This window comes from Paracoccus kondratievae, from assembly GCF_009301415.1.
Classification (GTDB): Bacteria; Pseudomonadota; Alphaproteobacteria; order Rhodobacterales; family Rhodobacteraceae; genus Paracoccus; species Paracoccus kondratievae.
In genome coordinates, this window is the sequence record NZ_CP045073.1 from 690223 (window position 1) to 713853 (window position 23631).

At 61.7% G+C, this 23631-nt stretch carries 25 protein-coding genes and 1 tRNA gene; 10 read left to right on the top strand and 16 right to left on the bottom strand.

The window, feature by feature from the left end:
- Nucleotides 1–2: 2 nt before the first annotated feature.
- The 7 genes from F8A10_RS14755 to F8A10_RS14785 form a co-directional block, all read right to left on the bottom strand.
- Nucleotides 3–233 (bottom strand): DUF7220 family protein, encoded by a 231-nt coding sequence (locus F8A10_RS14755; RefSeq protein ID WP_152367715.1) that lies wholly within the window; start codon nucleotides 231–233, stop codon nucleotides 3–5.
- Nucleotides 230–1621 carry a site-specific DNA-methyltransferase gene (locus tag F8A10_RS14760; RefSeq protein WP_152367716.1) on the bottom strand — a complete coding sequence of 464 codons (1392 nt, stop codon included), beginning with the start codon at nucleotides 1619–1621 and terminating at the stop codon, nucleotides 230–232. The genes F8A10_RS14755 and F8A10_RS14760 overlap by 4 nt, the downstream gene beginning before the upstream one ends.
- Nucleotides 1622–1758: 137 nt before the next feature.
- Nucleotides 1759–2103, bottom strand: a complete 345-nt coding sequence (locus tag F8A10_RS14765) for an HNH endonuclease (RefSeq protein ID WP_018000081.1) — start codon at nucleotides 2101–2103, stop codon at nucleotides 1759–1761.
- A 139-nt stretch (nucleotides 2104–2242) separates the two neighbouring features.
- Nucleotides 2243–2620, bottom strand: coding sequence for a DUF6362 family protein (locus F8A10_RS14770; RefSeq protein ID WP_152367717.1), 378 nt, complete (start codon nucleotides 2618–2620; stop codon nucleotides 2243–2245).
- Nucleotides 2613–2837 carry a hypothetical protein gene (locus F8A10_RS14775; RefSeq protein WP_319805340.1) on the bottom strand — a complete coding sequence of 75 codons (225 nt, stop codon included), beginning with the start codon at nucleotides 2835–2837 and terminating at the stop codon, nucleotides 2613–2615. The genes F8A10_RS14770 and F8A10_RS14775 overlap by 8 nt, the downstream gene beginning before the upstream one ends.
- A gap of 311 nt (nucleotides 2838–3148) precedes the next feature.
- On the bottom strand, nucleotides 3149–5374 hold the full coding sequence (locus F8A10_RS14780) for an AAA family ATPase (protein ID WP_152367719.1): 2226 nt from the start codon (nucleotides 5372–5374) through the stop codon (nucleotides 3149–3151).
- On the bottom strand, nucleotides 5371–5571 hold the full coding sequence (locus F8A10_RS14785; RefSeq protein ID WP_152367720.1) for a hypothetical protein: 201 nt from the start codon (nucleotides 5569–5571) through the stop codon (nucleotides 5371–5373). Before F8A10_RS14785 ends, F8A10_RS14780 begins: the two co-directional genes overlap by 4 nt.
- A 123-nt stretch (nucleotides 5572–5694) precedes the next feature.
- On the opposite strand from F8A10_RS14785, the gene F8A10_RS14790 reads away from it, so the two are divergent.
- Nucleotides 5695–5934, top strand: coding sequence for a FitA-like ribbon-helix-helix domain-containing protein (locus tag F8A10_RS14790; RefSeq protein ID WP_095641522.1), 240 nt, complete (start codon nucleotides 5695–5697; stop codon nucleotides 5932–5934).
- On the top strand, nucleotides 5931–6365 hold the full coding sequence (locus F8A10_RS14795) for a PIN domain-containing protein (RefSeq protein ID WP_152367721.1): 435 nt from the start codon (nucleotides 5931–5933) through the stop codon (nucleotides 6363–6365). The genes F8A10_RS14790 and F8A10_RS14795 overlap by 4 nt, the downstream gene beginning before the upstream one ends.
- Here F8A10_RS14795 and F8A10_RS14800 read toward each other — a convergent pair.
- The 3 genes from F8A10_RS14800 to F8A10_RS14810 form a co-directional block, all read right to left on the bottom strand.
- Nucleotides 6275–7069, bottom strand: coding sequence for a sigma-70 family RNA polymerase sigma factor (locus F8A10_RS14800; RefSeq protein ID WP_227493525.1), 795 nt, complete (start codon nucleotides 7067–7069; stop codon nucleotides 6275–6277). The genes F8A10_RS14795 and F8A10_RS14800 overlap by 91 nt on opposite strands.
- Before the next feature lie 97 nt (nucleotides 7070–7166).
- Entirely contained in the window at nucleotides 7167–7400 is a 234-nt protein-coding gene (locus tag F8A10_RS14805; protein ID WP_115754683.1) for a hypothetical protein, read from the bottom strand.
- 93 nt (nucleotides 7401–7493) lie between these two features.
- Nucleotides 7494–9656 (bottom strand): hypothetical protein, encoded by a 2163-nt coding sequence (locus F8A10_RS14810; RefSeq protein WP_152367722.1) that lies wholly within the window; start codon nucleotides 9654–9656, stop codon nucleotides 7494–7496.
- Between the two features lie 333 nt (nucleotides 9657–9989).
- Between F8A10_RS14810 and F8A10_RS14820 the strand changes: the two genes are divergently transcribed.
- The 5 genes from F8A10_RS14820 (at nucleotide 9990) to F8A10_RS14845 (ending at nucleotide 16420) form a co-directional block, all read left to right on the top strand.
- On the top strand, nucleotides 9990–10439 hold the full coding sequence (locus tag F8A10_RS14820) for a DUF2924 domain-containing protein (RefSeq protein WP_152367723.1): 450 nt from the start codon (nucleotides 9990–9992) through the stop codon (nucleotides 10437–10439).
- The gene (locus F8A10_RS14825; RefSeq protein ID WP_152367724.1) at nucleotides 10436–11743 is read left to right on the top strand and encodes a recombinase family protein; all 1308 of its coding nucleotides are present in this window, start codon (nucleotides 10436–10438) and stop codon (nucleotides 11741–11743) included. Before F8A10_RS14820 ends, F8A10_RS14825 begins: the two co-directional genes overlap by 4 nt.
- Nucleotides 11740–12222 carry a hypothetical protein gene (locus tag F8A10_RS14830; RefSeq protein ID WP_454557390.1) on the top strand — a complete coding sequence of 161 codons (483 nt, stop codon included), beginning with the start codon at nucleotides 11740–11742 and terminating at the stop codon, nucleotides 12220–12222. Before F8A10_RS14825 ends, F8A10_RS14830 begins: the two co-directional genes overlap by 4 nt.
- A gap of 542 nt (nucleotides 12223–12764) precedes the next feature.
- Entirely contained in the window at nucleotides 12765–12968 is a 204-nt protein-coding gene (locus tag F8A10_RS14835; protein WP_152367725.1) for a hypothetical protein, read from the top strand.
- A 533-nt stretch (nucleotides 12969–13501) separates the two neighbouring features.
- Nucleotides 13502–16420 (top strand): DNA methyltransferase, encoded by a 2919-nt coding sequence (locus tag F8A10_RS14845; RefSeq protein WP_152367726.1) that lies wholly within the window; start codon nucleotides 13502–13504, stop codon nucleotides 16418–16420.
- Here F8A10_RS14845 and F8A10_RS14850 read toward each other — a convergent pair.
- Entirely contained in the window at nucleotides 16417–17634 is a 1218-nt protein-coding gene (locus F8A10_RS14850; RefSeq protein WP_152367727.1) for a phospholipase D family protein, read from the bottom strand. The genes F8A10_RS14845 and F8A10_RS14850 overlap by 4 nt on opposite strands.
- Before the next feature lie 92 nt (nucleotides 17635–17726).
- Nucleotides 17727–17930: a hypothetical protein gene (locus F8A10_RS21845; RefSeq protein WP_319805341.1), complete on the bottom strand. Its 204-nt coding sequence runs from the start codon at nucleotides 17928–17930 to the stop codon at nucleotides 17727–17729.
- On the opposite strand from F8A10_RS21845, the gene F8A10_RS21150 reads away from it, so the two are divergent.
- Entirely contained in the window at nucleotides 17850–18137 is a 288-nt protein-coding gene (locus tag F8A10_RS21150; RefSeq protein WP_193668308.1) for a hypothetical protein, read from the top strand. The two genes, F8A10_RS21845 and F8A10_RS21150, sit on opposite strands and share 81 nt — an antisense overlap.
- 208 nt (nucleotides 18138–18345) lie before the next feature.
- Here the strand turns inward: F8A10_RS21150 and F8A10_RS14860 are convergent.
- From F8A10_RS14860 to phaC, 4 genes are all read right to left on the bottom strand, one after another.
- A tRNA-Ser gene (locus tag F8A10_RS14860) sits at nucleotides 18346–18435 on the bottom strand.
- Nucleotides 18436–18485: 50 nt separating this feature from the next.
- Nucleotides 18486–19076 (bottom strand): polyhydroxyalkanoate synthesis repressor PhaR, encoded by a 591-nt coding sequence (gene phaR / locus F8A10_RS14865; protein ID WP_010399951.1) that lies wholly within the window; start codon nucleotides 19074–19076, stop codon nucleotides 18486–18488.
- 174 nt (nucleotides 19077–19250) lie between these two features.
- A complete protein-coding gene (locus F8A10_RS14870; RefSeq protein WP_010399953.1) occupies nucleotides 19251–19706 on the bottom strand; it encodes a phasin family protein in 456 nt (151 codons plus the stop codon).
- Between the two features lie 107 nt (nucleotides 19707–19813).
- A complete protein-coding gene (gene phaC / locus F8A10_RS14875) occupies nucleotides 19814–21721 on the bottom strand; it encodes a class I poly(R)-hydroxyalkanoic acid synthase (protein ID WP_152368164.1) in 1908 nt (635 codons plus the stop codon).
- Between the two features lie 94 nt (nucleotides 21722–21815).
- On the opposite strand from phaC, the gene F8A10_RS21485 reads away from it, so the two are divergent.
- Both F8A10_RS21485 and phaZ read left to right on the top strand, forming a co-directional pair.
- Nucleotides 21816–22163, top strand: a complete 348-nt coding sequence (locus tag F8A10_RS21485; RefSeq protein ID WP_152367728.1) for a hypothetical protein — start codon at nucleotides 21816–21818, stop codon at nucleotides 22161–22163.
- Between the two features lie 92 nt (nucleotides 22164–22255).
- Nucleotides 22256–23602, top strand: a complete 1347-nt coding sequence (gene phaZ, locus F8A10_RS14885) for a polyhydroxyalkanoate depolymerase (protein WP_139824634.1) — start codon at nucleotides 22256–22258, stop codon at nucleotides 23600–23602.
- Nucleotides 23603–23631: the final 29 nt, after the last annotated feature.

Here is a 23631-nt window from a genome sequence, read left to right on the forward strand (position 1 = left end):
ATTTATCCTGTGCCGTCACTACGAATGCGCACCGCTTCGAACACCCGCCGCAATGTAAAACTGCGCGCGATCGACACCACGGTGAAGATCGCGCCCATGGCCATGTTGTCAGCCAGCGTGGTGGACAATCCGAACAGCGGGAACACCAGCATCTGCGTCACCACGGCAATGCCATAGCCGACGGCGACATTGGCGAAAGCCTCCACCAGAGACATGGTGCGGGATTGCTTCATGCCGCTGCCGCATCCCTGGTCGCGGTCCCGGCATCAGGCACTCGGTCGGCGGCGATCTCATCAAAACGGCGACCGTCGCCATCGAGCCTGGCCGCCTTGCCGGTGAATGCCTGCCAGCGCTTGACGACCACATCGCAGAAGGCCTCCGACAGTTCGAGGCCATAGACGCGGCGGCCGGTCTTCTCGCCGGCGATCAGCTGTGAGCCCGAACCGGAGAACGGCTCGTAGCAGATGTCGCCCGGTCTTGTGTGCAGCTGCATCGGCAGCGTGAACACCTTGACCGGCTTCGAAGTCGGATGCTCGCGGGTTTCGATCTCCGAGGATGGGATGTTCCACACCGTGGTCGGCCAGCTCTCGAACCCCTCGCGGTTGATGCGGGGCTTCCTGCCCCGGCGCCAGCCGAACAGGCACGGCTCATGCGCCCACAGCATCACCGAGCGCGTCAGCACCGGGCGCGATTTGGCCCAGATGATCTGCTGGTGATGCAGCACATCGAACTGATCCCAGACCGTTTCCAGCATGCGCTGGCGGCGCGAGGCGTGCCAGCAATACCATGCCACATCCTCGGCAATGGCATGCCCGATCGCCACCTTGCAGAAGGCCTCGTAGAACTGCGGTCCTTGGGCAGAATCATCCCAGTGTGGCTGCTCGATATAATCGTCGCCCCAGTCCTTGTTGGCGATTTTCTTCGCCCGCGCCGAGGCGGTTTTCTTTGTCGGATGGTTGGTTCCGTCATAATCGACCAGGTAGGGCGGATCGGTGGCAAACAGCGCCGCCCGTTCGCCGTTCATCAGGCGACCAACATCTTCCGGCGAGGTGCTATCACCGCACAGCAGCCGGTGATCACCCAGCAGCCACAGATCGCCGCGCCGTGTGACAGGCGTTGCCGGCACCTGCGGAATGGCGTCGTCCTCGGTCAGCCCATCCTGTTCGTCATGGCTGCCGTAAAGCAGGTTCTGCAACTCGTCGTCGCCGAAGCCGGTGAGGCCAAGGTCAAAGCCGGCCTCCTGCAGGTCGGAGAGCTCGAGCGCCAGCAGCTCCTCGTCCCAGCCGGCATTCATGGCAATGCGGTTGTCGGCGAGCACCAGCGCCCGGCGCTGCGTCTCCGACAGTCCCGCCAGCACGATCGTCGGCACCGTCTCCATACCGAGCTTGCGCGCCGCCAGCACGCGGCCATGACCGGCAATCAGCGTGCCATCCTCGGCAATCAGCACCGGGTTGGTGAAGCCGAAGGCGCGGATCGACCCGGCGATCTCGGCCACCTGCGCATCCGAATGCGTGCGGGCATTGCGCGCATAGGGCACCAGGCTGTCGAGCGGCCGGTATTCGACGGCCAGCTGACGCTCAATGTCACCAACACCGATGTGCGCAGTTTCAGCGATTGTCATTTTCGGTATCCAGTGAAATCAACATCTTAGCCGCGCACCCCCCATGCTTCATTTTGGCCACGGATGCGCTTTTGGTGGCGCCCGGTCCGGGGCTGGAAGGCCCCAGAGATTTACCCTCCCCCCGGGGGGGCGGTGGTTTATGGTTGGCGGCGGGCGTTGCCGAAGCCGCCATCCTCGCTCGCGGTCTTGCGACTGTGACAGCTGGCACAGAGCGGCTGCCAACCGTCCGGGTCCCAGAACCGCTCCGTGTCGCCGCGGTGCGGGATGATGTGATCGACGGTATTGGCGGCGCTCACACGGCCCTGACGCTGGCATTCCGCGCAGAGCGGGTGCCGGGCGAGAAACATCTGCCGCGCACGCTGCCAGCGGGCGGACTTGTAGAGCGCCCTGACCGCGGGGTCGCGGTTACGGTCAGCATCGCGGTCGCGTTCACGCTTGTCGCGTCGCCCCACCGGGCGATGGATCGGCGGGCGCACAGGCATGGGGCCTCGCGAAATGGATGGAATGGGTGTGGGAACGATCGGTGGCGCTCATGGCGCTCTTCTCCCGATCATGCCCTGCTTGTAGCACGGATCTGTTGCATGTGTCGAACAGAAAAGTGTTGCAACACTTTGGACTCGTTCACGCATTCAGCCGCGCAGCGATCTTCGTGAGCGCCAGCTGCCAGCGCCGCCAGGCGGTGGTCCGGTCGCAGCCCATCTCGCCCGCGATCTGCTTCCACGGCACCCGTGCCGCGCGGGACCAGACCAGCCGCCGCTCGGCCTCCTCGATCCAGAGGACCCAGTCGAAGGTCCGCTCCAGTCGGGTGATGGCCGCGGGTGACGGCCAGACGCGCATCGGCTCGGGCTCCATCGCGGCGATCTCGCGCTTCGTCCGCAGCACCTGCGGCCAGGCTCCGAAGTAGCCCTGGGCCTTGACCGGCGGCAGCTTGCGCAGGGTGCGGAACGCCTCCTCGAAGTGATCCGCCACATCGTCAGTGGTCCAGTGGCGCTCAGCCATCGCCGTGCCCTCCCTCGCTGGCGCGGGGGCCGTAGAGCTTGCAGCCCAGCTGCACGACCATCTCCCGCTCAGGCCAGCTCAGCCGCGGATCGTCGACCGAGACCGCCAGCAGCCCCAGCTCATGCCAGCCGTCCCGCCGGACCTGATCGGGGTCGCGGCGGGTGCCACCGTAACCGCGCGGCGTGAAGCGCATCATCGTCATCGTCTTGCAGGCCATCGTCATCTCCTGTCGTTCTGGCCGTCGTGATCGGGTGAGGCAGACACGAGGGGTGACGTGGAGGACCGCGGGCCCGGACGTCGCGGATGGGGGGTCCGGCCCGGAGGCCGGCCCTCCCATACGTAGTATGGGGGCTCTCCCCCTTCCTCATCCGACCGCGGCCAGGTGATTGATAAATAACGGGAAAAAGGCGATCCGGATGACAAAGGGGGATGACAGCGGACTTTGTCATCCTCATGCGCAAGCCATTGATTTCGTTGAGGCATGACAGGGGTATGAGGATGACAACGGGCTTTGTCATGATGACGAAGTCAGACATCGGGCCCCTCCGGATGGACCCAGACCGCAGGGTTCTCGACCTCCAGCACCATGCCCGAGTGGGCGCATTTGTAATGGCTCGGCTGGACCGGCAGCCCTTGTCCGGTCACTTCTCCGGTCTCCGGATCGACCTGCTCGTCGACCCCGAAGCGCATCCCTTCGACGCAGAGATAGCCGTAGTGTGACCGCGTCGGCGGGAAGCCCTGATCGGCGAACTCCCGGCGGAACTTGATCAGTCCCTTGGTCGCGAGGACCCCGATCCGTTCGCGGATGGTGTAACGGCTGCCCAGGCCGCCGCGGTTCTCGAAGGCCTCAGCGAACTGCGTCGACGTGTAGAGCCGCTGCTCGGCGGCCTCGTCGAACAGCAGGCCGAGAATGACATCATGCTTGCGAAGCCGTTCGGCATCCTGCCTGGCGCCAGCCTCCTTGCCGACCAGGCGCTCGAAGCGGTTGTCGATCTCCACCCACGTCCCACCGATCTTGTCGACCAGCTTCGCCTCCAGGGCCGGTCCGTTGCGCAGCTCGATCTCGAGCCGCCGGGCGGTGCTGTCGTCGTCCGGGCGGTGCAGGATCAGGCCGCTGGTGTAATAACCCCGCAGCGCGCTGGCGCCGGAGAGAGCGAGGAACGGGTCATCCTTCACCTGCTGCTTCGAAAGCTTTTTCGTGTGGTGGACGAGGATGACGCCGGCATCGGGATTGACCGCCGCCTGCAGCGCTTCGACTCGCTCCTTGAGGAAGAACATCATCGCGCTGTTGTCGTTCTCGCCGCCGCTGTCGGGACCGCCGTCGAAGACGTTGCGGATAGGATCGACGCAGAGGATGTCGGGCGGGCTGTCGGGGAAAGCGCTCCGGATTGCCTCCAGCACGCGGGTGACGCCACCCTGGTCGAGCAGCAGCTTCAGCCGCGGAGTGGCCACGAAGCCGTCGCGCGCGGCAACAAGGACTTCGGACGGCAGGCCGATCTGGTGGAGGCGCTCGCGCAGGTAGTGATACTGCAGCTCCGCTTGCAGGTAGAATACCCGCAGCGGCCGCGGCGGCGTGAAGCCGAGGAACGGCACGCCTGCCGCCATGTGCACCAGCCAGGAGATCAGGAAGTCGCTCTTGCCGACCTTGGGCGCGCCGCCGAGGACGAGCAGCCCGCCCGGGGTGAGCACGCGAGGCGCGATGATGTCGTCGGGCAGCGCGCTGCGGTCATCGAGCAGCTGGCCGAGACTGAAGCAGGCGAGCGGGGCTGTATGCGACTCCTGCCGCGGCGGCTGCGCAGGTCCGTTGCGTTCGAGATGACGCTGCCACAGCCGGCGCGTCTCGGCCTTGAGGCGATCCTCGGACCAACTAGGCCGCAACATGGCGGCATTGTAGCCGCAGATCGCCTCCCAGGCCTCGTCGAGGCTGAGCCGGCCATCATGCGCCTGACGGAGGTAGTGCCCGATCGCGGCGCTGGCGCCCTGAAACCGGGTCCAGTCATCCTGCGCCCCCTCGCGCACCGGCGTGGTCAGGACGTCATCGACTGCGGGTTTGCTACCGGCGTTGAAGTCGAACCACGCTGAGCCTGAGGTTTCCGGGGTGAGCGCGGGCATCGCAGCGACGAGGGCCGCGAACTCAGCCAGATCGACCTCGATGGGCTGCTGGTCGACGATCCGGACCTGCGCCGTCCGTCCATATTTACCATGGATCGTCCCGGGCACCCGGATCGGCTGGTGAGCGGAGCCGAAGCTGTCGTCACCGCCGACCTTCAGCGCCATCGTCGCCCGCAGCTGGCAGAGCCGGGCCAGGTCCTCGCCCTCGGCCGGTTCGGTCAGCTTCCACCACAGATGCAGCTTGGGCTGTCCGGCCTCGGTCATCCCGCCGCTCTCGATGGTCAGCGTCGCCGGGCCGAGGTTGCGGATCAGGTGGTCCCGCTTGGCGGAGATGTCGCCCTCGTCGAGATCGACGACCAGCGCCTGCATCTGCCGGACATGCTCGGCGCGACCTTCGCCGCTGTTTCCGACCGTGCCGGGGATCACATAGATCGCGCGCCCGACGGAGGCGGCGGCTCGCGCGGCTGTGGCGATGATCTCGGGCGCGCTCGCGTCTGCCGGGATCCAGCGCAGGTCGTTCGACGGCACCGGCGTCACGCCCTTCTCGGGCAGGCCGCGCAGCGGGATCAGGCCGTCGCACCAGGAAAAGACCACGTCGACAAACAGCGCGATCTGGTCGCGATCGATGCCGGGCGCGCTCATTGCAGCCGCCCTTCGCCCGGCGCCAGATCAGCCGGGTGGACATAAACCGCAAACAGCGGCTCACCGTCGCCGTGCAGGCCCGCTGCCTCGAAGAAGTAGTACCGATCCGGGATGACCAGTTCGGTCAGTTCCCAACGCCGGTAATATCCCGGCAGGCGTTTGAGGAGATCGGGCGGCGGGACCGGCGGCAAGGACATCGATCAGGCTCGTGAACAGGGGCTTCACCTGGTCAAAAGCCACCCCCGCACGCCGATCGGGACATTGAGGACGGGAATAATATGTGATATCTATTTCAGCGTGTGATATCGATGGAGGCGGCCGTGGCCCAGATCGTCGTGCGACAGATCCCCGACGAGGTGCATCGCGCCCTGAAGGCGCAGGCGGCCGCCCATGGCCGGAGCGCCGAGGCCGAGCTGCGCGAGATCATCGCTCGCGCGGTTCTGCGCGAGGGCCGGCCACGTGCAGGCGATCTGATGCGCGGCATCTGGTCAGGCGCCGCGATGGACGGGTTCTCAGTCGAGCGCGACCGCACCCCCGTGGAGCCGGCCTGCTTCGAATGATCATCCTCGATACGAACGTCGTCTCGGAGACGATGAAGCCGGTCCCCGAGCCCCGGGTGATCGACTGGCTCAACCGCCAGGAGCTGAGCACCCTGCACCTGACCACCGTCAGCCTGGCCGAACTGCGGTTCGGCATGGCGCGGCTCGAGCCCGGCCGCCGCCGGGATGATTTCGAGCTTCGGCTCGAGCGGATGCTGACGGAGGTCTTTCCCGGCAGGGTCCTGGGGTTCGACGCAGCCGCGGCGAATGCCTTTGGCGCGCTCGTCGCGACGGCGGGGCGCCAGGGGCATGCGGTGAGTTTCGCGGACGGCGCGATCGCCGCCATCGCGGCCGCCAGCGGCTATCCCGTCGCCAGCCGCGACACCGCGCCCTTCGCCGCCATGGGGGTGAAGGTGGTCGATCCCTGGGGCCTGCCGGCAAACGAAGCGTAATGCAGCGCCAGCGAGGCCATTGCGCGCTGGTAGCGCTTGCGCGCAGCTGACCCGGTTACGGCCATCACGGCTCCCATCTCGACCTGGCTTGCGCCGTCGAGCACCACGCCGAGGACCAGATCGGCGTCCCGCCCGATCAGCGCGACGAGATCGCGTCGCAACGCCCCGCGCAACCGCTGCCGCTCCGCCCATGACGGCGCGGCCGCGATCCAGTCGGGATCGAGATCTGCGCAGGACTGCTGCCGGGCATCGTCACGGATCACGGCACGCAGCACGTCGCGTTCGGCATTCCTCAACACAGTCGCCGCGATCTGGTTGACTCTGGAGAGGTCCAGCTTGCGGATGGTCTCGGTCGCGCGCGCCAACAGGTCGGACGCGATGTCGTCGGGGCTGCCGATCCGGCGGCGCAGACAGCGGTTGCGGATCGCATCGAGCCCCGGCCACAGGGAAAGCAGCATGACGTGCAGGGCCAATCCCGCGGGACGATCGCGGCCTTGTGACCTGCGCACGAGGGCGGCGAGAATGGCGTTTCGCCCATCGAAATCGAGATGCCCATGATGTAGGGCGCCGAGCAGCGCGACAATATCGGCGTAAGGCCGAAGCGCCGGTTCGGCCGACCGGACGGCACGATAATCGCATCGGGATTGCAGGGTTGCAGATGAACGGGCGAGATCCTCGCGGATCGCGGACCAGGAGAAAGACACGGGACGCCAGCCTTCCGGCCGGGCGTCCAGCGCCTCTCTCGGGCCTCAGGGCGTCATGCGCCTCTGATGATCGGGAAATCGGGTGGAACGGCGCGCCTTAGCGCGCCGGTCCCTTGGTCTGGCTCATCGTCCCGCAATGCCGGCAGGTCGCCGTGGCGGGATAGCTGAACAGATATTCGTGGCCTCGCGCGAAGCTCACATGCATCAGGCCATCGCGATGGATGCCCAGCAGCGCGCCGCAGCGGCTGCAGCGCCAGTCGTTAGATGAGATGCGGGGCGTGCGGTCCTGCGCGCAGCGCACCGCCGGGAGATGAGAGTTGTGGGTCGGCATTTGAAATGCTCCGTCGTTGAAGGAGCAACTCAAATGAAACAGCGAATCGCAGTTAGTCAGAGCCCCTGAACGCAGTTGGAGCGCAGTTGGCGGTCAGACCGCGATCTCCCATTGTCCGCGCTTCGGAGAGCGCATGAAGCCAGCCTTCAGCTTGTCCCACAATGGCTGGCCAAAAATGCTGCTGAGGGATTGCCCCCCGAACCCTGCGATCATGTCCTCGGTCTTCATGGGCGTCGGATATGCCTGTACCAGTCGATCGATGACCGTGACGCGATTTTCCCCCACAATGTCGATCGTGCCTCGGCCTGGTACGCTCAGCACCCCGGCGCCGGTGCCCGACTTGTGGAACTCGACAGCCGCCCCACCTTGGGCCAACGAACGGTTCCGACGAAATGCTGCCGTCAGGCTTGTCAGATCGACAGCAAACTCGGCTCCCTCCGGCAGGATATGGTCGGCGAGTCTGGCGAGCACATTTGCCGCCAGGCAGACGCCGGCCACGTCGCCCGCCTGCAGGACGAGTCCGATCCCCTGTTTGTCACGCGCGCGAAGCTCGGTGTCGATGGCGGCGCGGACCCGTTCGTCCTCGAGTCGGCGCGCGAGATAGAGCGGCACATCACGCCCGTCGATTTCGAGTGCGCCGAGCGCGATGAGGTCGGGCCGGATGTTCTCCATCGCTGTGATGTCCAGCGCCTTGCCAAGCTGCTCGCGCAGGTGGCTGGCGACCCATCCGTCTCGAATCCGATAGACACGGTAACGCTCAGGCAGCGCGGCCGACGATGACTGGCCGTCGCTCGAGTGAAGCTCGAGTCCTTCAGGACGCTCCACGACCTTTGCCACATGTTCCCCGAAATCGTCTTCTTCGTCGATCAGGTCGTCACCCTCCCAACCTGAGGGGACCAGGAACCCGAGATCGAGCAGGGTTTTGACGTCTACCCCCCGCTCATGAAGCCAGGCACCGTTTATCCGGTCAGATGCCAGGTTCCACAAAGCCAGCAATGCAGGCAGCACCGCCGTGCTCTCTCTGGGCGTCGGTGCGCGACCATCACGCAATATGCCCCAATGGCGGAGCAAGCGGTGACCGAGGACGCGCTCGAACGGATCATCCAGGCTCAGCAGGCTCGTGGTGTTTCGATCCGTCAGGGTAAAGTCCAGCGTGCGCTCGCCGTCCACGCCCGCCCGCCGGTATTGAACAGCAATTTCCACGAACCGCATCGCGAGGGCATTGCGAAATATCCTCTCGAGTCCCGGCTGATCGCTGATCAGCTGGCCGATGTCCTCATCCAGGGACGTCGAGACCGACAGCCTGTTGGCGAGATTTCCGATACTGATGTCCGCGCGGATCACGCGAGCTCGCAGGATGCTTGCATCGTCGAACTCGGGGAGTTCCAGATCGAACCCGTTAAAGAACCGCGCGATGTCGTAGGCCTGAAAATCGACAGGTTGTTGCGAGGGCTCCTGTTCGAGGACCGTCCTGATGAAGCTCTCGGCCGCATCGTGGCGAAGCTTTCGGGTCCCAGCACGGACATGCACGCGCCCGGTACTCGGGGTGTGCACGATCATGATTTCCCCTGGTGGGCGGAAATACATTGTCGTGCGCTGCCCGTCGTCGTGAAGTTCCCGCACACTGGTAGGAGCTTCCGGGTGAACCACAAGGTACATGACCTCGGCGGGCTCATCGCCGTCCTGGGGAATGGCGAACCGGTCGACTTCATATCCGTCGCCCCGATCGAGTCTATCCCGCAGATCGTCCAGCAGGGTGTCCAGCGCCGATGAGGCGACATCAGCCACGCCGTCTTGCACAGGCGCGACCATGAACGTCTGGTAGTGGCGGTCATAGCGGCGGTAGAGCCGCAAATGCAGGGTGTTCTCTGCAGCCTCGAACAGCATCGGCTCGTTGAGATAGGTCCAAAAGCTGCGTGCCAGCGAGTCGCGCTGCCCATCGAATTGCCGTTTCCGGTCGGGCGGCATTTTGGTGCGGACAAGTCCGTCCAGCGCGAACTGGCCGCGATCTGACGACATGTTGACGATACGAGCTGCCTCGGTTTCGAGGGGTGACAGCTTCTCCTTCCGCTGTTCGCGCAACATGGCTGCCGCAGGCACATCTCCATCGGCGCCATCGGGTTCGAAATGGTAATCTGCCAACCATGTCAGCTTGTCGAAGACACGCATTCGCAGGAATGCGGCAATCATCGAGGGCTCGGCATCGTCGAATAGCCGCGACAGGTTGGGACAGGATTTGGCCGGCGCACGAACCACGTGTACCTCCGTGATCAAGGTTTCGTGAAGGCTAACCTCACATGGCCCCCCGACGCAAAGAATCTTCGATCGCTGTCCCGATTTGCTTCCTGAACCGGCTTTTCATCGTCGAGAACCCTGCGAGTTACCGATGATGAAACGTCCCAACCCTCTGTCACCCTTCCTGATGACTGCCGCCGAGCGCCGCGCCGAACTGTGCGGCCTGCTGGCACTGGGGCTGGTCCGGCTGCGGATGCGGGAGGCGGGCGAAGTATCTGACGATACCGGAGAAAGTTGCCTACACTATCCACCCGACCAATGCCGTCATGCAACTCCAACGCACCGGAGAACCGCATGACGACCCACGATCCCATCCCCGCGCGCCTGGCCGCGCTGAAATCCACCCCGACGCCCGAGCTGAAAGCGCAGTGGCGCGATCTGTTCGACAGCGAGCCGCCGCCGTTCAACCGCCGCTATCTCGAAAGCCGCATCGCCTATCGCATCCAGGAACTCGCCTATGGCGGGCTGAAACCGGAGACGATCCGGCGGTTGGAACGGCTCGGCGAGGAACTGGACGGCGGCGACCGGAAGAAGAGCCGAATCCGCGCCGACGCCATGCCCATCGCCGGCACGCGGCTGATCCGCGAATGGCAGGGCGTCGAGCAGGTCGTCACCGTCACCTCCGAAGGCTTCGAATGGCAGGGGCGGCCCTACAAGTCGCTCTCCGCCATCGCGCGTGCGATCACCGGCACGCGCTGGAACGGGTGGGTGTTCTTCGGCTTGAAATCGCGGAGGCGCGCATGAGCGATGTGAAGATCAAGCGCCGCTGCGCGGTCTACACCCGGAAATCCTCCGAGGAAGGGCTTGAGCAGGAATTCAACAGCCTCCACGCTCAGCGCGAGGCCTGCGAGGCGTACATCGCCAGCCAGCGGTCCGAGGGCTGGGTGCTGGTCCGCGATCACTATGACGACGGCGGCATCTCCGGCGGCACGCTGGAACGGCCCGGACTGAAGCGGCTGCTTGAAGACATAGAGGACGGGCTGGTCGACGTGGTGGTGGTCTACAAGATCGACCGCCTGTCGCGCTCGCTCGCCGACTTCGCCAAGCTGGTGGAGGTGTTCGACCGGAACGGCGTGACGTTCGTCTCGGTCACGCAGTCGTTCAACACCACCACGTCCATGGGGCGGCTGACGCTGAACATCCTTCTCAGCTTCGCCCAGTTCGAGCGGGAGGTGACAGCCGAACGCATCCGCGACAAGGTCGCCGCCAGTCGGAAGAAGGGCATGTGGATGGGCGGGGTGCCGCCCTACGGCTATAGGGTCGAGAACCGGAAGCTGGTGGTCGACGAGGAAGCCGCTGCGCATGTGCGCTGGATCTTCGCCCGCTTCCTCGAGATCGGGTCCTGCACGGAACTGGCGCGGGAGGTTGGCACGCGCGGAATCCGGACGCCGCGCGGCAACCGGATCGACAAGAAATACATCTACCGGATGCTCAGCAACCGCGCCTACATCGGTGAGGCAGTCCACAAGGGTGACAGCTATCCCGGCGAGCATGACGCCATCATCAGTCAGGAAACGTGGGACCGGGTCCACGCCATCCTGCAGGAGAGCCCGCGCAAACGCGCCGCCCGCACCCGTGCCGACACGCCCGCGCTGTTGAAGGGGCTGCTCTACGGCCCCGATGGCGCGGCCTTCTCGCCGACGCACACCCGAAAGGGCGGCCGGTTGTACCGCTACTATGTCAGCCAGACAGTGCTGAAGCATGGCGCTGGATCCTGCCCCATCGGCCGCGTGCCCGCGGGCGAGATCGAGGCCGCGGTCTTCGACCAGCTGCGCGCCGTGTTCCGCCAGCCCGAGATCGTGGCCGGGACGTGGAAGGCGGCGAGCGCCCACGCCAGCGACATCACCGAAGCCGACGCCCGCGCCGCCCTGCAGCAGATCGACCCGCTGTGGGACGAACTCTTCCCCGCCGAGCAGGCGCGTATCGTGGCGCTGCTGATCGAGCGCGTGGACATCGGCACGGATGGACTCAACGTCCGGCTGCGCATGGATGGTCTGGGGAGCCTCGCCCGCGAGATGCGGGCTGGAGACATGGGAGCGGCCGCATGACCCGCGAGCCGCCGATCCCCGACACCGTGACGCTGCACGTGCCGTTCCGCATCGTGAAGCGCGGCGGGCGGAAGGAGATGCACTTGCCGGACGGCACAACGCCGTCACGCCGGGCGGACAGCGCGCTGGTCAAGGCGCTCGCCCGCGCGTTCCGGTGGAAACGGATGCTCGAATCCGGGGAGTTCGCCACCGTCGCAGAGTTGGCCGAGCGCGAGGGGATCGCGCCCTCCTACATGACCCGCGTCCTTCGGCTGACCCTTCTAGCGCCCGAGATAGTCGAGGCGATCCTGGACGGAAAGCAGGGGCCCGAGGTCACGCTCGCGCGGGTGTTGGAGCCGTTTCCGTTGGGCTGGATTGATCAGTTTCCGTTCAAGCCGTGCGCTCGGGTCCCAAGTTTGTTCTTCCACAAACCCTCACGGGCAAGGATGTCGTCCCGAGCCATGTCGGGTGAGGCCACCTCGAGTATCGACACGGTGTAGTCTCGATGGCCGCGCTGCCGCAGCAGTACGTTGCCCCCATGCCCATTTGCCACGTAGGCCATCCACCGCCCGAGAAGACCATCTTGACCGGTAGCAGACCCTACATACTGATCACCCCCTTCGGAAACGAGTAGATAAACTCCTCGGACAGAGGATAGTGCAGCCCGCCATGCTTGCGGCAGCGCGGGCACTTCACTGATCAGGCTCCTGAACCTGGAGAATCCGGGGAACGGCGGCTCCCTGCGATCAAGCCTTAGTTCGAGAATCTCTTTGTGCCGTCGCGCAGCCCATTGTGACCAAGCGCGCGCGCCAGCCGGCGGGCCCCAACGAACAAGGATGCGTTCCGTGTACGCACTGCCAGCGGCAAGCCATTCGAGATCATATGCGTCAACGTCCCTTCGGTCACGCTCGCCCTCGATGATCTCGGGATCCTGGATGGCGGGAAGGCGGCCTCCATTCCAGTCCCATCGATCGTTGATCCGTGTAATCCCGACGAACAAGCCGGTTGTATCTCCGTCGGCCAGCATCGGCCCTGGAACGAAATGGCACGCAAGCTGCGCCTCTGCGTAGGGCGATGGATTTCGACGCTGAAAGCTGGCGAAGCATCCAAACTTCTGAGAGCCGCCGGTCCGCCAAGCCATCAAGCCGCGATTGTCATGCCGAAGGAGGCGCGTATGTACGACGTCCAATTCGAGCTTTATCAGGAACTCATGGAAATAGAACACTTTACCTCCTACCGTCGCTGAGATCGTGCTCAGCTAAGCGGCAATCGTCAATGCTTGGCAGCGACATCCGATATCGAAGAGGTGAACCTCTAGGTGCAGCAGGCTCCAGAGGCGGCGCGGACGGGTCGCGTGCTGAATGTCATCGAAGTGCTGGCGCTGAACACACTGCTCCCTCAGAGTCCGGATCACCCGCTCGGCCGCCGCGACCCACGGGCTGTTCCGCGCATACTACGCGGCCCGCCGCGCCGCGGTGGTCGCTCCTGCCGGGATCGCCGCGTTCAGCGCATCGACCGTCCCCATCCCCTCCCAACGCCGCCCGCCACCCGCGGGCTCGATGCCGCGAGCGCGCACGAAGCCAAGAAGGCGATGGAGGACGGGCCGCACGGGCTGAAGAATTGCCTGCAACGGACCCTCAAGCTATTGTTAACGTTTGGGAATCAATCCACCCGAACAGCGCTAGATCCCACCGAAAGACACCTACTGAACGGCAGGCTGCCACTTGAATACGGATTCATACTCAAGTAGCGTCCGAAAAAAACGCAAAAGGCCTGTCGATGTCGCGCTCACGGATCATTGTTGAAACTTCCGATCAGAAGAAGACCGCCGTTTTGGAGGCTGCATCGCTGCAGGGAGCGACACTTGCTGAGTGGTTTGAAGAGCAACTGAGGGCAACGATTCCAAGCGTTAATCACGAATCCGATGCCAAACAGCACGGACTTGTGCGGCCTAACGAACTGAACGACGTCGAAGCAGTCATGTCGAGCCTGTCTTCACAAGACTGGGCATTCACTGACGACGATACTCGCTACCTCACACATGATCTGCATCCATATCCTGCGAAGTTCATTCCACAAATCCCGGCACACCTCATCGCACGGCTCTCAATGCCGGGGGATAGAGTGTTTGATCCTTTCGGTGGCAGCGCCACCACCGCAGTTGAAGCCGTACGCCTAGGTCGGAGAGCAATTTCAATCGACGCGAACCCCCTCTCAGCGCTTATAGGACGGGTGAAGACTGGCTTCATGACGCCATCAATCCGTGCAGATCTTGAGCAACTTGCTGCTGCGGTAGAAAGCCGGTTGGTGGGCCCTGACGGCGAGGTTGAGGCTCAATGGCCATCCGTGCTGGAACGGCATGGCAAATACCGCCCCGAAATCCCCAACATTGAAAAATGGTTCGATGTCGAAGCACAGGCAGCTCTCTGCCTCCTCAGACATTTGATCGATACTACGACAAAGGATCTGTCTCGGGATGCTGCCCTGCTGGCACTTTCTCGGATAATTTTGCGTGTTTCCAACCAAGAGTCAGAGACCAGATACGTTTCAGTAAAGAAGAACGTTTCATTCAAGATATGCCTTCGAGCGTACTTGGAATCTTTGCGCACAGCGATGAGGCGGCTGGATAATGCTGCGGCGGAGCTTCAGTATGCAGACGCAGAATTTCTAATTGGTGACAGCCGCGCGGACCTCCAGCGCAGTATTGCTGAATGTTCTGTGGATCTTATTGTTACATCACCGCCTTACCCCAATGCGACGGATTACCATCTCTACCATCGATTTCGGCTGTTCTGGCTTGGATTTGATCCACGAAAGCTCGGTCAAATAGAGATCGGATCGCATCTCAGGCACCAAAGGAATAACTCTGGCTTCGAAGAGTATCACGAGGATATGGTCAAAGTCCTCTCAGGCTGTGCTTATGCGCTAGCCCCGGGGCGTTTCGCTGTATTCGTCGTTGGTGACGCACTATTTAAAGGGGAAAGCTTCTCGACCGCGTCCGCGATTGCTGAGGCCGCTGAGGCGGCTGGATTGCGCATGGTTGGGACGGTTGACCGTCCAATTCACACAACAAAACGCTCCTTTGCTAAACCGGCGCGTCGCGCGCGGCTTGAGCAGTTGGTTGTCCTGCAGAAGCCCAATCATGAAATTGTCGTCTCGCTTGGTGCGCCCGCCTACAAGATGTGGAACTATGAGGTTGAGCTTCGCGCTAAAGAAATAACCGCCCTGACCAACGCGAGAATAAATACGCGTGAAGCTGGCGGTGAGATCCGACTAAAGGTGGCAAATCCAGATTACTGGAATCTTCGCAGGCTGGCTTTCACCCGCGACTATTCGGTGGTCGGGGATCCAGATCGGCGTGAGTCCACCTGGCAGAAAGTCCTTGAGAACGGCGATGCTGATCCCTCCAAACGCAAAGATCCCAAATATGCAACTCATGGCCTGCACGCATACAAGGGTAAGTTTTATCCACAGCTCGCTAAGAGCCTACTAAACATCTCCGGAGTCCCCGTAGGAGGGAGAATTCTTGACCCTTATTGCGGGTCTGGAACGACGCTCGTTGAGGCAATGTTGAACGGCTTCGCTGGGCATGGGTGCGATTTCAACCCGCTCGCTGCGAAGATTGCAAAAGCCAAGACCGGAATACTCACTCTTCCACGCCACATTGTTGATCATGCCATCCGATCGGTTCTGGATCGCGTTGTTCTGCGAGGCACCGGATATGATGTCTCACTGGATCAGTTTTCCAAGGATCTACATCGAGAGCTACATGATTGGTTTCCGGAGAAGGTACTCTTCAAGCTCAACTGGCTTCTGGCACAGATCAGATTGCTCGGGAATCCGACCATTGTTGATTTTTTGGAGGTCACGCTCAGCAGCGTAGTCAGGGACGTTTCGCAGCAGGATCCAAGCGATCTGCGCATCCGACGGCGCAAAGAGCCCCTAGAAGATGCTCCCGTATTCGAGTTGTTTGCAGATCGTCTCACGCACGCGCACTCTCGTCTTCAGAAGTATTGGGCTGTCGCAGGACGCCAGCCCGGCGATATGATCGAGCCGAGGGTTGTGGAGGGCGACTCTCGGGCGCCCCATACCGCTGAGCTCCTGGGCTTGGAGCGTCAGAGCGTGGACGCTGTTGTGACTAGCCCACCCTACGCCACGGCGCTTCCGTACATTGATACCGACCGTCTCTCGCTCCTTGCGATTATGGGTATTCCGTCGAAGATTCGGTCGACTCTGGAGGAGAACCTCACAGGCTCTCGTGAGATCCGGAAGTCTGAACGCGACACATTCGAAGCGACGCTCATGGACGACAAGGAAGCCTATTCCATACTTCCAAAGGATGTGGTCTCTGAGGTGCGTTTTATCCTTAAGGAAAACAGCAAGATCGACGTCGGTTTTAGAAGAGCAAATATGCCAGCGCTGCTTTGGCGCTACTATGTCCACATGAAAGAAAACCTCGAAAGCATGCACAGTGTCATGCGGCCGGGAGCGCGTGCGTTCTATGTTGTTGGCGACAGCCGCACAAACGCTGGCGGCAACTGGGTGAGGATCAATACTTGTGCGAACATATCAAAAATTGCCCAAGAGGCAGGTTTTAGGTTCTTAGAGGCAATCGACATCGACGTCACGACCGAGAACTATAAGCATATCAAGAATGCAATAACAGAAAACCAGATTCTGGTTTTTGAACGGCCCTAGAACCAACCAAATTTCCTAGGCTTCTTTCCGCCGCCTGGCATGGTCTGATTGCATGCGGCCTCCCACAAGGGGTAGTCGGGGCTATCTGGCCTATAAACTGTAACTTCGTAGTCGAGTTGAGGGTTGTTAGATTGCTCCATGACCATCACAGAATAGTCTGGTACAACGCCTACAAGTGGAGATGCCGTTACCCTTATTTCTTTCTTCGTTTCATAGAAGACGGTGTTCAGGGCGTACTTGCTTAGGGTCAGGGCAGGCGTAGGAGACGCGCCCAACACGACCAGATCTATGATAGGATCGGGATCGAGTTGAGGGTAAGACGGATTTCCAACTTTCTTAGGAGTTGTTTTCCCGGTGAACGGCCAATTGAAGAAAGCTGGGTTTTGTAGTGCAGCAGATACGCTGAGAAATATCTCTCCATTGTGATGCGGCTTGATTTGGATTGCCAGGCCGCGGACTGGCGTTGGACTGGTTGCGGCGGGACCGGTAGTGATCGATGGCGCTGTAGTCGCTGTCTTCTTTTTTGCTCCACCCTTTGCGACCGACTTTGGTAGCGCGCTCTCGGGCTTGACTATCAAACCAGATCGCAAGGCGCTGGTTGCTCTGCCAACGGCAGCTGTATCAGAGCTTCCGTTGCCGGATGTGCGCATGGTCTTTTCGTCGATTACGCGGCCTGAAGAGATGAGACCTGCCAACACAGTAGAGTTTAGCTTCGTCGTCGCCGGACACGAAGAAGGTAATAGCTCGGTCCAGGCGGCCTCAATGGCAGAAAGCACTGGCCCGTCAGTCGGAAGATTCAGTTCAAGGTCTATCGCTGACTCGAAGTTCTTCTCCGTCCCCCCCACAGTAAGGTTGTTGGATCCGATGAAGGCCCTTGCCGCACTGGATCCTTTGAACAAGTATATTTTCGGGTGAAAAGTGATACCGGGCTCCTGCGTGATGTAGACCTCATCGAACAATGCGAGAGCGAGTTCGAGAGCTTCTTTGCTAGTTCCCTTCTGATCTATGCCTAGGATGGCGGCTGTGCTTTTTCCGGCGGCCTTCCACGCCTGGAGAAGACTTTCCAGCCGAAGCAGTGGGCCGCTTTTTGCGTATGCTACAATCAGACGGAAGTCGGAAAACTCAGCGCTGCCGAGGCAGGTCTTAAGATCATCGAGGAGTCGACGTGTGCCCGGAGGTTGATCGAGAGGTTTGATCAGGGAAAGCTTTGGCATGAGAGTTTTGAGGAAAGCACCGTATGTTGACTTGCGCAGATAGTGTCAGAGCGACCCTTCCTGCACAATAGAGCCTGCCTCCAGTGCCATGACTACGCCATCCATCGTGATCGGACGATTGGGATTGAGTCCGTGCCTTCGGCGCTGGGCCGTCTCGCCACCGATTCCACCCTCTCGACTTCCTCGTTTGGCCTGAACCCCATGCTGATGAGCCTGTGCAGGTCGGCGTGGGCGTAGACGAAGGTGTCCAGCACCTCGCTTCGTTCGCCGTCGTGCCTGGGCTGCCAAGAGCGGATGGGGCGTCCGCGCTCGAAGCGGGTGAAGACGCGTTCGGCGGTCAGCTAGCGGAAATAGTGGGCGGCGAGGCGGCGATAAAATGGATCGCGCCGGGGCCGGAGCCAAGTATGGTGTTTCCCGGCCATTGTGACGGCTATGACCTGCAATCAAAGGTTCGATTTATGTTCCTTCTGACGAACGTCACTGGCATCGAAGTGTTCAGCTGACACTCTCAAGAAATCTAGCTTTTTCTAATAGTTAAGAGGAATTCACCAAATCTGCGCAGTCATGAGGTCCGGAGAATATCGGCTCCGAGAGACCGCTTCCGGCCCTCCTAGTGCAGGGGCCAGTGCTGAGCCCCTGCCGCATAACCCTCGAAAACAACGGAAAAATCCGGCCGCAGCCGGATCGGGAGAACGCTTTCGCGAGGGCAAGTGGCGGACGGTGAGGGATTCGAACCCTCGAGACGGTTCCCCGCCTACACACTTTCCAGGCGTGCGCCTTCGACCACTCGGCCAACCGTCCATCGCGGCCCGTCTAGCGCGACAGGCACGACTGCGCAAGTCGCAGTTAGCTCAAAGCCTGGAAATCCGCTTCTGAAGCTCGGCTAGCTGGCGGCGAATCTCGGCCATGTCCTCGGGATCCGAGCTTTTCTTGCCCGCGCGGCGAGGGATCTCCTCTCCCATCTCTTCCAGGTCGGGGCCACTGCTGCCGCTTGTGCCCCAGCCCGAGGACATCGCCTTCAGAAACAGCTGCTGCTGACGCTGCAACGCCTCAAAACCCGGCATCGACGACATGGGGTTGGGGAAGGTCGCCAGATTCTCCATGAGTTTCGACTGACCCTCGCGCAGCATCTCGAAGCTGGCGGCAAGGAATTGCGGCACCACGGATTGTGCCTGTGTCGTATAGCTGCGCACCAGATCAATCAGCACCTCGATCGGCAGCACGCTTTCGCCCCTGCCCTCATGCTCGGCGATGATCTGCAGCAGATATTGCCGAGTCAGATCGTCACCGGTCTTGAGGTCGACAATGCGCACCTGCCGCCCCGCACGAATGAAATCCGCAATATCCTCAAGCGTGACGTAATCGCTCGTCTCGGTGTTATAGAGGCGGCGGCTTGCATAGCGCTTGATCAGAAGCGGGGTCGTATTCTCGGCCTCAGCCATGGCTCCTCCGGCAATGCATTTGCAGCATGATGGGAAATGGCCTGAGGAAATGCAAAGAAAATCGCCAGCGGCGCCGTTAACACCACTGCCGACAGGACCGCAGATGCACGGACACAGATGTGAAAAAGGGGACAGCCAGCTGTCCCCTTAACCCTCAAACCATCAACTGGTTAATCAGGCCTTGGTCGCAGAGGTGGCAGCTTTACGGACAGCGGCTTGCGCGTCGCGGGTAGCTTTTTCAGCGACTTTCTGGGCGTCGGCAGCCAGATCCTTACCAGCGGTCAGCATCAGATCGACGGTGTCCATCTGAACTTTCTTGGCCACTTCGGCAAAGGCAGCCATATGCTCGGCAGCAACTTCGGCCGAGGCCGTGGCGAAATCGCTGAGCGCTTTGGCGTATTCGGCCGGCTCATCTTTCGAGGCGGTCAGTTCACCCATGCGGGCAAGGGTATCTTTGGCCCACTGGGCCGAGATTTCGGTCGAACGCTCGGCAGCAGCCAGCGCCACCTTAGCCATCTTTTCGCCCAGCGCGGTCTGCGAGCGGAAAGCGTCCTGGAAGGACGAGGTGTCGATCGGGAATTTCGCCATGATTTCTTGCATGGTCTTGGTGAAGTCGGGGGTCTTGGCCATCTGCACTCTCCTTGATTGGCGGCTTGGCACCGGAAACTCTATCTGCCCCCCATATACTTTCTGCACCGCAGCATTGCAAGATCTTTTTTGCTGCGGTGCAGAAAAATTTACGCCCGCTCGTGGACGTATACGCCCGGAGCCGGGCCAAGCCCCTCACCCGGATCGCGGGCTTTGACCAGGCTTCCGGCCCGTTCGGCCAGCCATTCGCCCCAGCGGCCCCACCAGCTGCCGTCATGACGCTGTGCGTGGTCCAGCCAGTGCTGCTCTCCGCGCTCAAAGCCAGCGGTCGAGGTGTAGTGACCGTATTTCTTCTTGCTGGGCGGGTTCACGATCCCGGCGATATGGCCCGATTCGGACAGGATGAAGGTCTTGTCGGGCGAACCCATCTGCGCCACGCCTCGCCAGCTGTCGCGCCATGGGGCGATATGGTCGGTCTCGCAGGCGATGGCGCAAAGCGGCAAAGAGACATCGCTGACATGCAGCCGATGCCCCATCAGATCAAACCCCTCGCCGACAAATCGGTTCTCCTGACAGAGGCCACGCAGATATTCCATCGCCATCCGTCCAGGCAGGTTGGTGCCGTCGCCGTTCCAGTACAGCAGGTCAAAGGCGGGCGGTGTCTCGCCCAGCATATAGCTGCGGATCGCCGGCCCCCACACCAGATCATTGGCCCGCAAAAAGCTGAAGGTCCGCGTCATCAGCTGGGCGCCCAGAACACCGGTCCGCGCCGCCTCTTCTTCGATGCCCGAAACAAAGTCCTCTTGCAGATAGGCGGTAAATTCGCCCTGATCCTCGAAATCGGTCAGCGTGGTAAAGAAGGTGGCCGAGTTCACCCGATCATCGCCGCGCTGCTTGAACAGCGACAACGTCAGCGCCAGCGTCGTCCCGGCGATGCAATAGCCGACAACGTTCAGCTTTTTCTGGTTGGTCTGATCCAGCACCCGGTCCATGACCTCAAGATAGGCGCTGACATAATCCGCCATCCCGGTGTCGCCATAGCTGGGATCGGGGTTTTTCCATGCCACTACAAACAGCGTATAGCCCTGATCGACAATCCATTTGATCAGACTGTTCTGAGGCTTAAGGTCAAGGATGTAGAACTTGTTGATCCAGGGCGGGAAAATCACCAGCGGAATTTCATGCACCTGCGCCGTGGTCGGCTTGTACTGAATCATCTCATAGAGCTTGGTCCGCGCAACCACTGTTCCTTCGGTAGTGCCTATATTTTCGCCAACGCGGAATGCATCGCGGTCAGCCAAAGAAACGATCAGCTCACCATTATTCTGCTCGACATCGCGAACAAGGTTTTCCAGCCCCTTGACCAGACTTTCGCCCTCGGTTTCCAGCGCTTTTTCCAGGGCATCAGGATTCGTGGCCAGAAAATTCGTTGGTGCCAGCATGTCGATCATCTGGCGGGTGAACCATTCGATCCGGCGCCGGTCGGTCGTGTCGGGCAAATCAAGCGCGCTTGTCGCCTCCTGCAAGGCCTGAGCGTTGATCTGATATTGCCGCTTGATAAAGTTGAAAAAAGGATGTGCCTCCCAAAGCGGGTTCGAAAAGCGCCGGTCCTTTGCCCCGCTATCAGCCGGCGGTTGCAGCGTACCGCGGGCCAGTGCGGCCTGCGCCTCGGCAAAATGGCGCAGCGTCTCGCCCCAGTAGCTGACCTGCTGACTGATCACCCGCTCGGGCTGCTCAGCCAATAGCTTCAGCCAGGCAGTCGTCGCCGTCGCGAACAGATCAGGGCCCGGCATCTCGACCCCCGGACTGTGGGGGCGGCGCGTGGCCAAAGCGCGGACCAACCGCTGGGTCAGCGCCTCAATGCGCTCGATATTGCGGCTCAGCTGCTCGGGCAGAGTGCTATCAACGCCAAAGGCCGCTTCCGCAAAGGCAGACACGGCCGAGCCGTCAGCAGGCCCCTGAGCAGCAGATTCAGCAGGTTTTACGGCGGGGCTGGTCCCGACCGGCATTGCGGTCGGTACCGTATCGCCAAGGCCAGCAGCACCCAGCGGCCGCAATACCTCATCAGCCGCGCTCAGCGTCGCTGCAGCGGGCTTTGCTGTTGATTTCACCGCGGTTTTACGCCGCGTGCTAGTACGTGGATCGCTGCGATTGGCTGCCCGCGCCCGCGATCCCGTTCCCCGCACTGCGGATTTTTCCCCCGCAGATTTGGCAGCAGCGGCAGATCGCGTGCTGGTAGATTTTGCGGCCTGCGCTGATTTAGTGGCGTCAGAGGTTTTCGTTGTCTTTTCAGCAGAAACGGCGGGTTCTGTTTTATCCGGTTTCGCCTGCCGATTGTGCACAGGTTTTACGGCATCTGCTGAGGCAGGTTCAGGTTTTGACGCAGAGGAGGATTTTGCGCCTGTCTTGCCGCGACTGCTTTTTCCAGCCGCAGCTTTGGCCCCGGAACCAGTTTCCGGCTTTTCATTCTTACCCACCATAATTGACAATCCTCCCTGAACCGTAAAATCATTATGCCCAGCATAAAACGCAGGTAAAGCCGTGTCCTTCCCCGGCAAGGCCGAATCCGGCGCAGCGTAACGGAGAGGGCTATGTTGACGACTTACAAGGGACTGAAAGGCATCATCTCCTACGACGCGATGGAGACGATCCGAAACACCAACGAATGGATGGGCGCCAGCGCACGGGCGCTTGCCTCCTACCCGGCTTTCGCGCTCAGCCCCAACCCGCTTTTCAAGCTGATGTCGGCCTGGGGCCGGGTGACTGAACGCAGCTTTGCCCGCATGGTGATCAAGCCCGACTGGGAGATCCCGCCCATCGTGTCCGAGGACGGCCAGGACCATGTCGTCTATGTCGAACCGGTGATCAGACGCCCTTTTGGCGACCTCGTGCATTTCCGGGTCGCCCGCCGCGAACCGCTGGCCCGTAAGGTCCTTCTTGTCGCCCCGATGTCGGGCCACTATGCCACCCTCCTTCGCACTACGGTCACTTCATTGCTTCCCGATTGCGAAGTCTATGTGACGGATTGGCACAACGCCCGTGACATTCCGGTCAGCTGCGGCAAGTTCGACGTCGAGGATTACACAAATTATCTGGTCGATTTCATCCGCCACCTCGGGCCGGATACCAATGTCATCGCAATCTGCCAGCCCGCGCCACTGGCCCTCGCCGCCACCGCGATCCTGGCCGAAGACGACCCCAAGGCCCAGCCCCGGTCCCTGATCCTGATCGGCGGGCCGATCGACCCGGATGCCGCCCCGACCGAAGTGACCGATTTCGGCAACCGCATGACAATGGGTCAGCTCGATTATCTGATGATCCAGCAGGTCGGCTTCAAGTATCGCGGTGCCGGACGCATGGTCTATCCGGGCCTCGCCCAGCTGGCCTCATTCATCGCCATGAATGCCGAAACCCATGCCCGTGCCTTCCTCGACAAGATTTTCGCCGAAGCGCGCGGCGAGGGATCCGAGGGCGATAAACACAACACCTTCTATGACGAATATCTCGCCGTCATGGACATGACCGCCGAATTCTACCTCTCGACGGTCGAGCGTGTCTTCAAAGAGCGCGAGATCGCGCGCAACTGCTTTGCCGTGGATGGCAGGCAGATTGACATCGGCAAGATCACCGATGTCGCGATCATGACGGTCGAAGGGGCCAAGGACGACATCTCTGCCCCCGGCCAATGCGTGGCGGCCCTGTCGCTCTGTACCGGGGTGCCGGACAACCGCAAGACCCAGCACCTCGAACCCGACGCAGGCCATTACGGCATCTTCGCAGGCAAAAGCTGGCGACTGAATATCCGCCCGCTGGTGCTCGACTTCATCGACGAACAACTTCAGCCCACAGAAACGCGTCGCCGCCGGCGCAGGGGAACGGCACCGGTCGACTGCGGCGTCGTCAACCTGTCCGAACACGACGCCAAAATCGCAGTCTGACCCTACGGAAACATCCGGCAGAGGCGGCG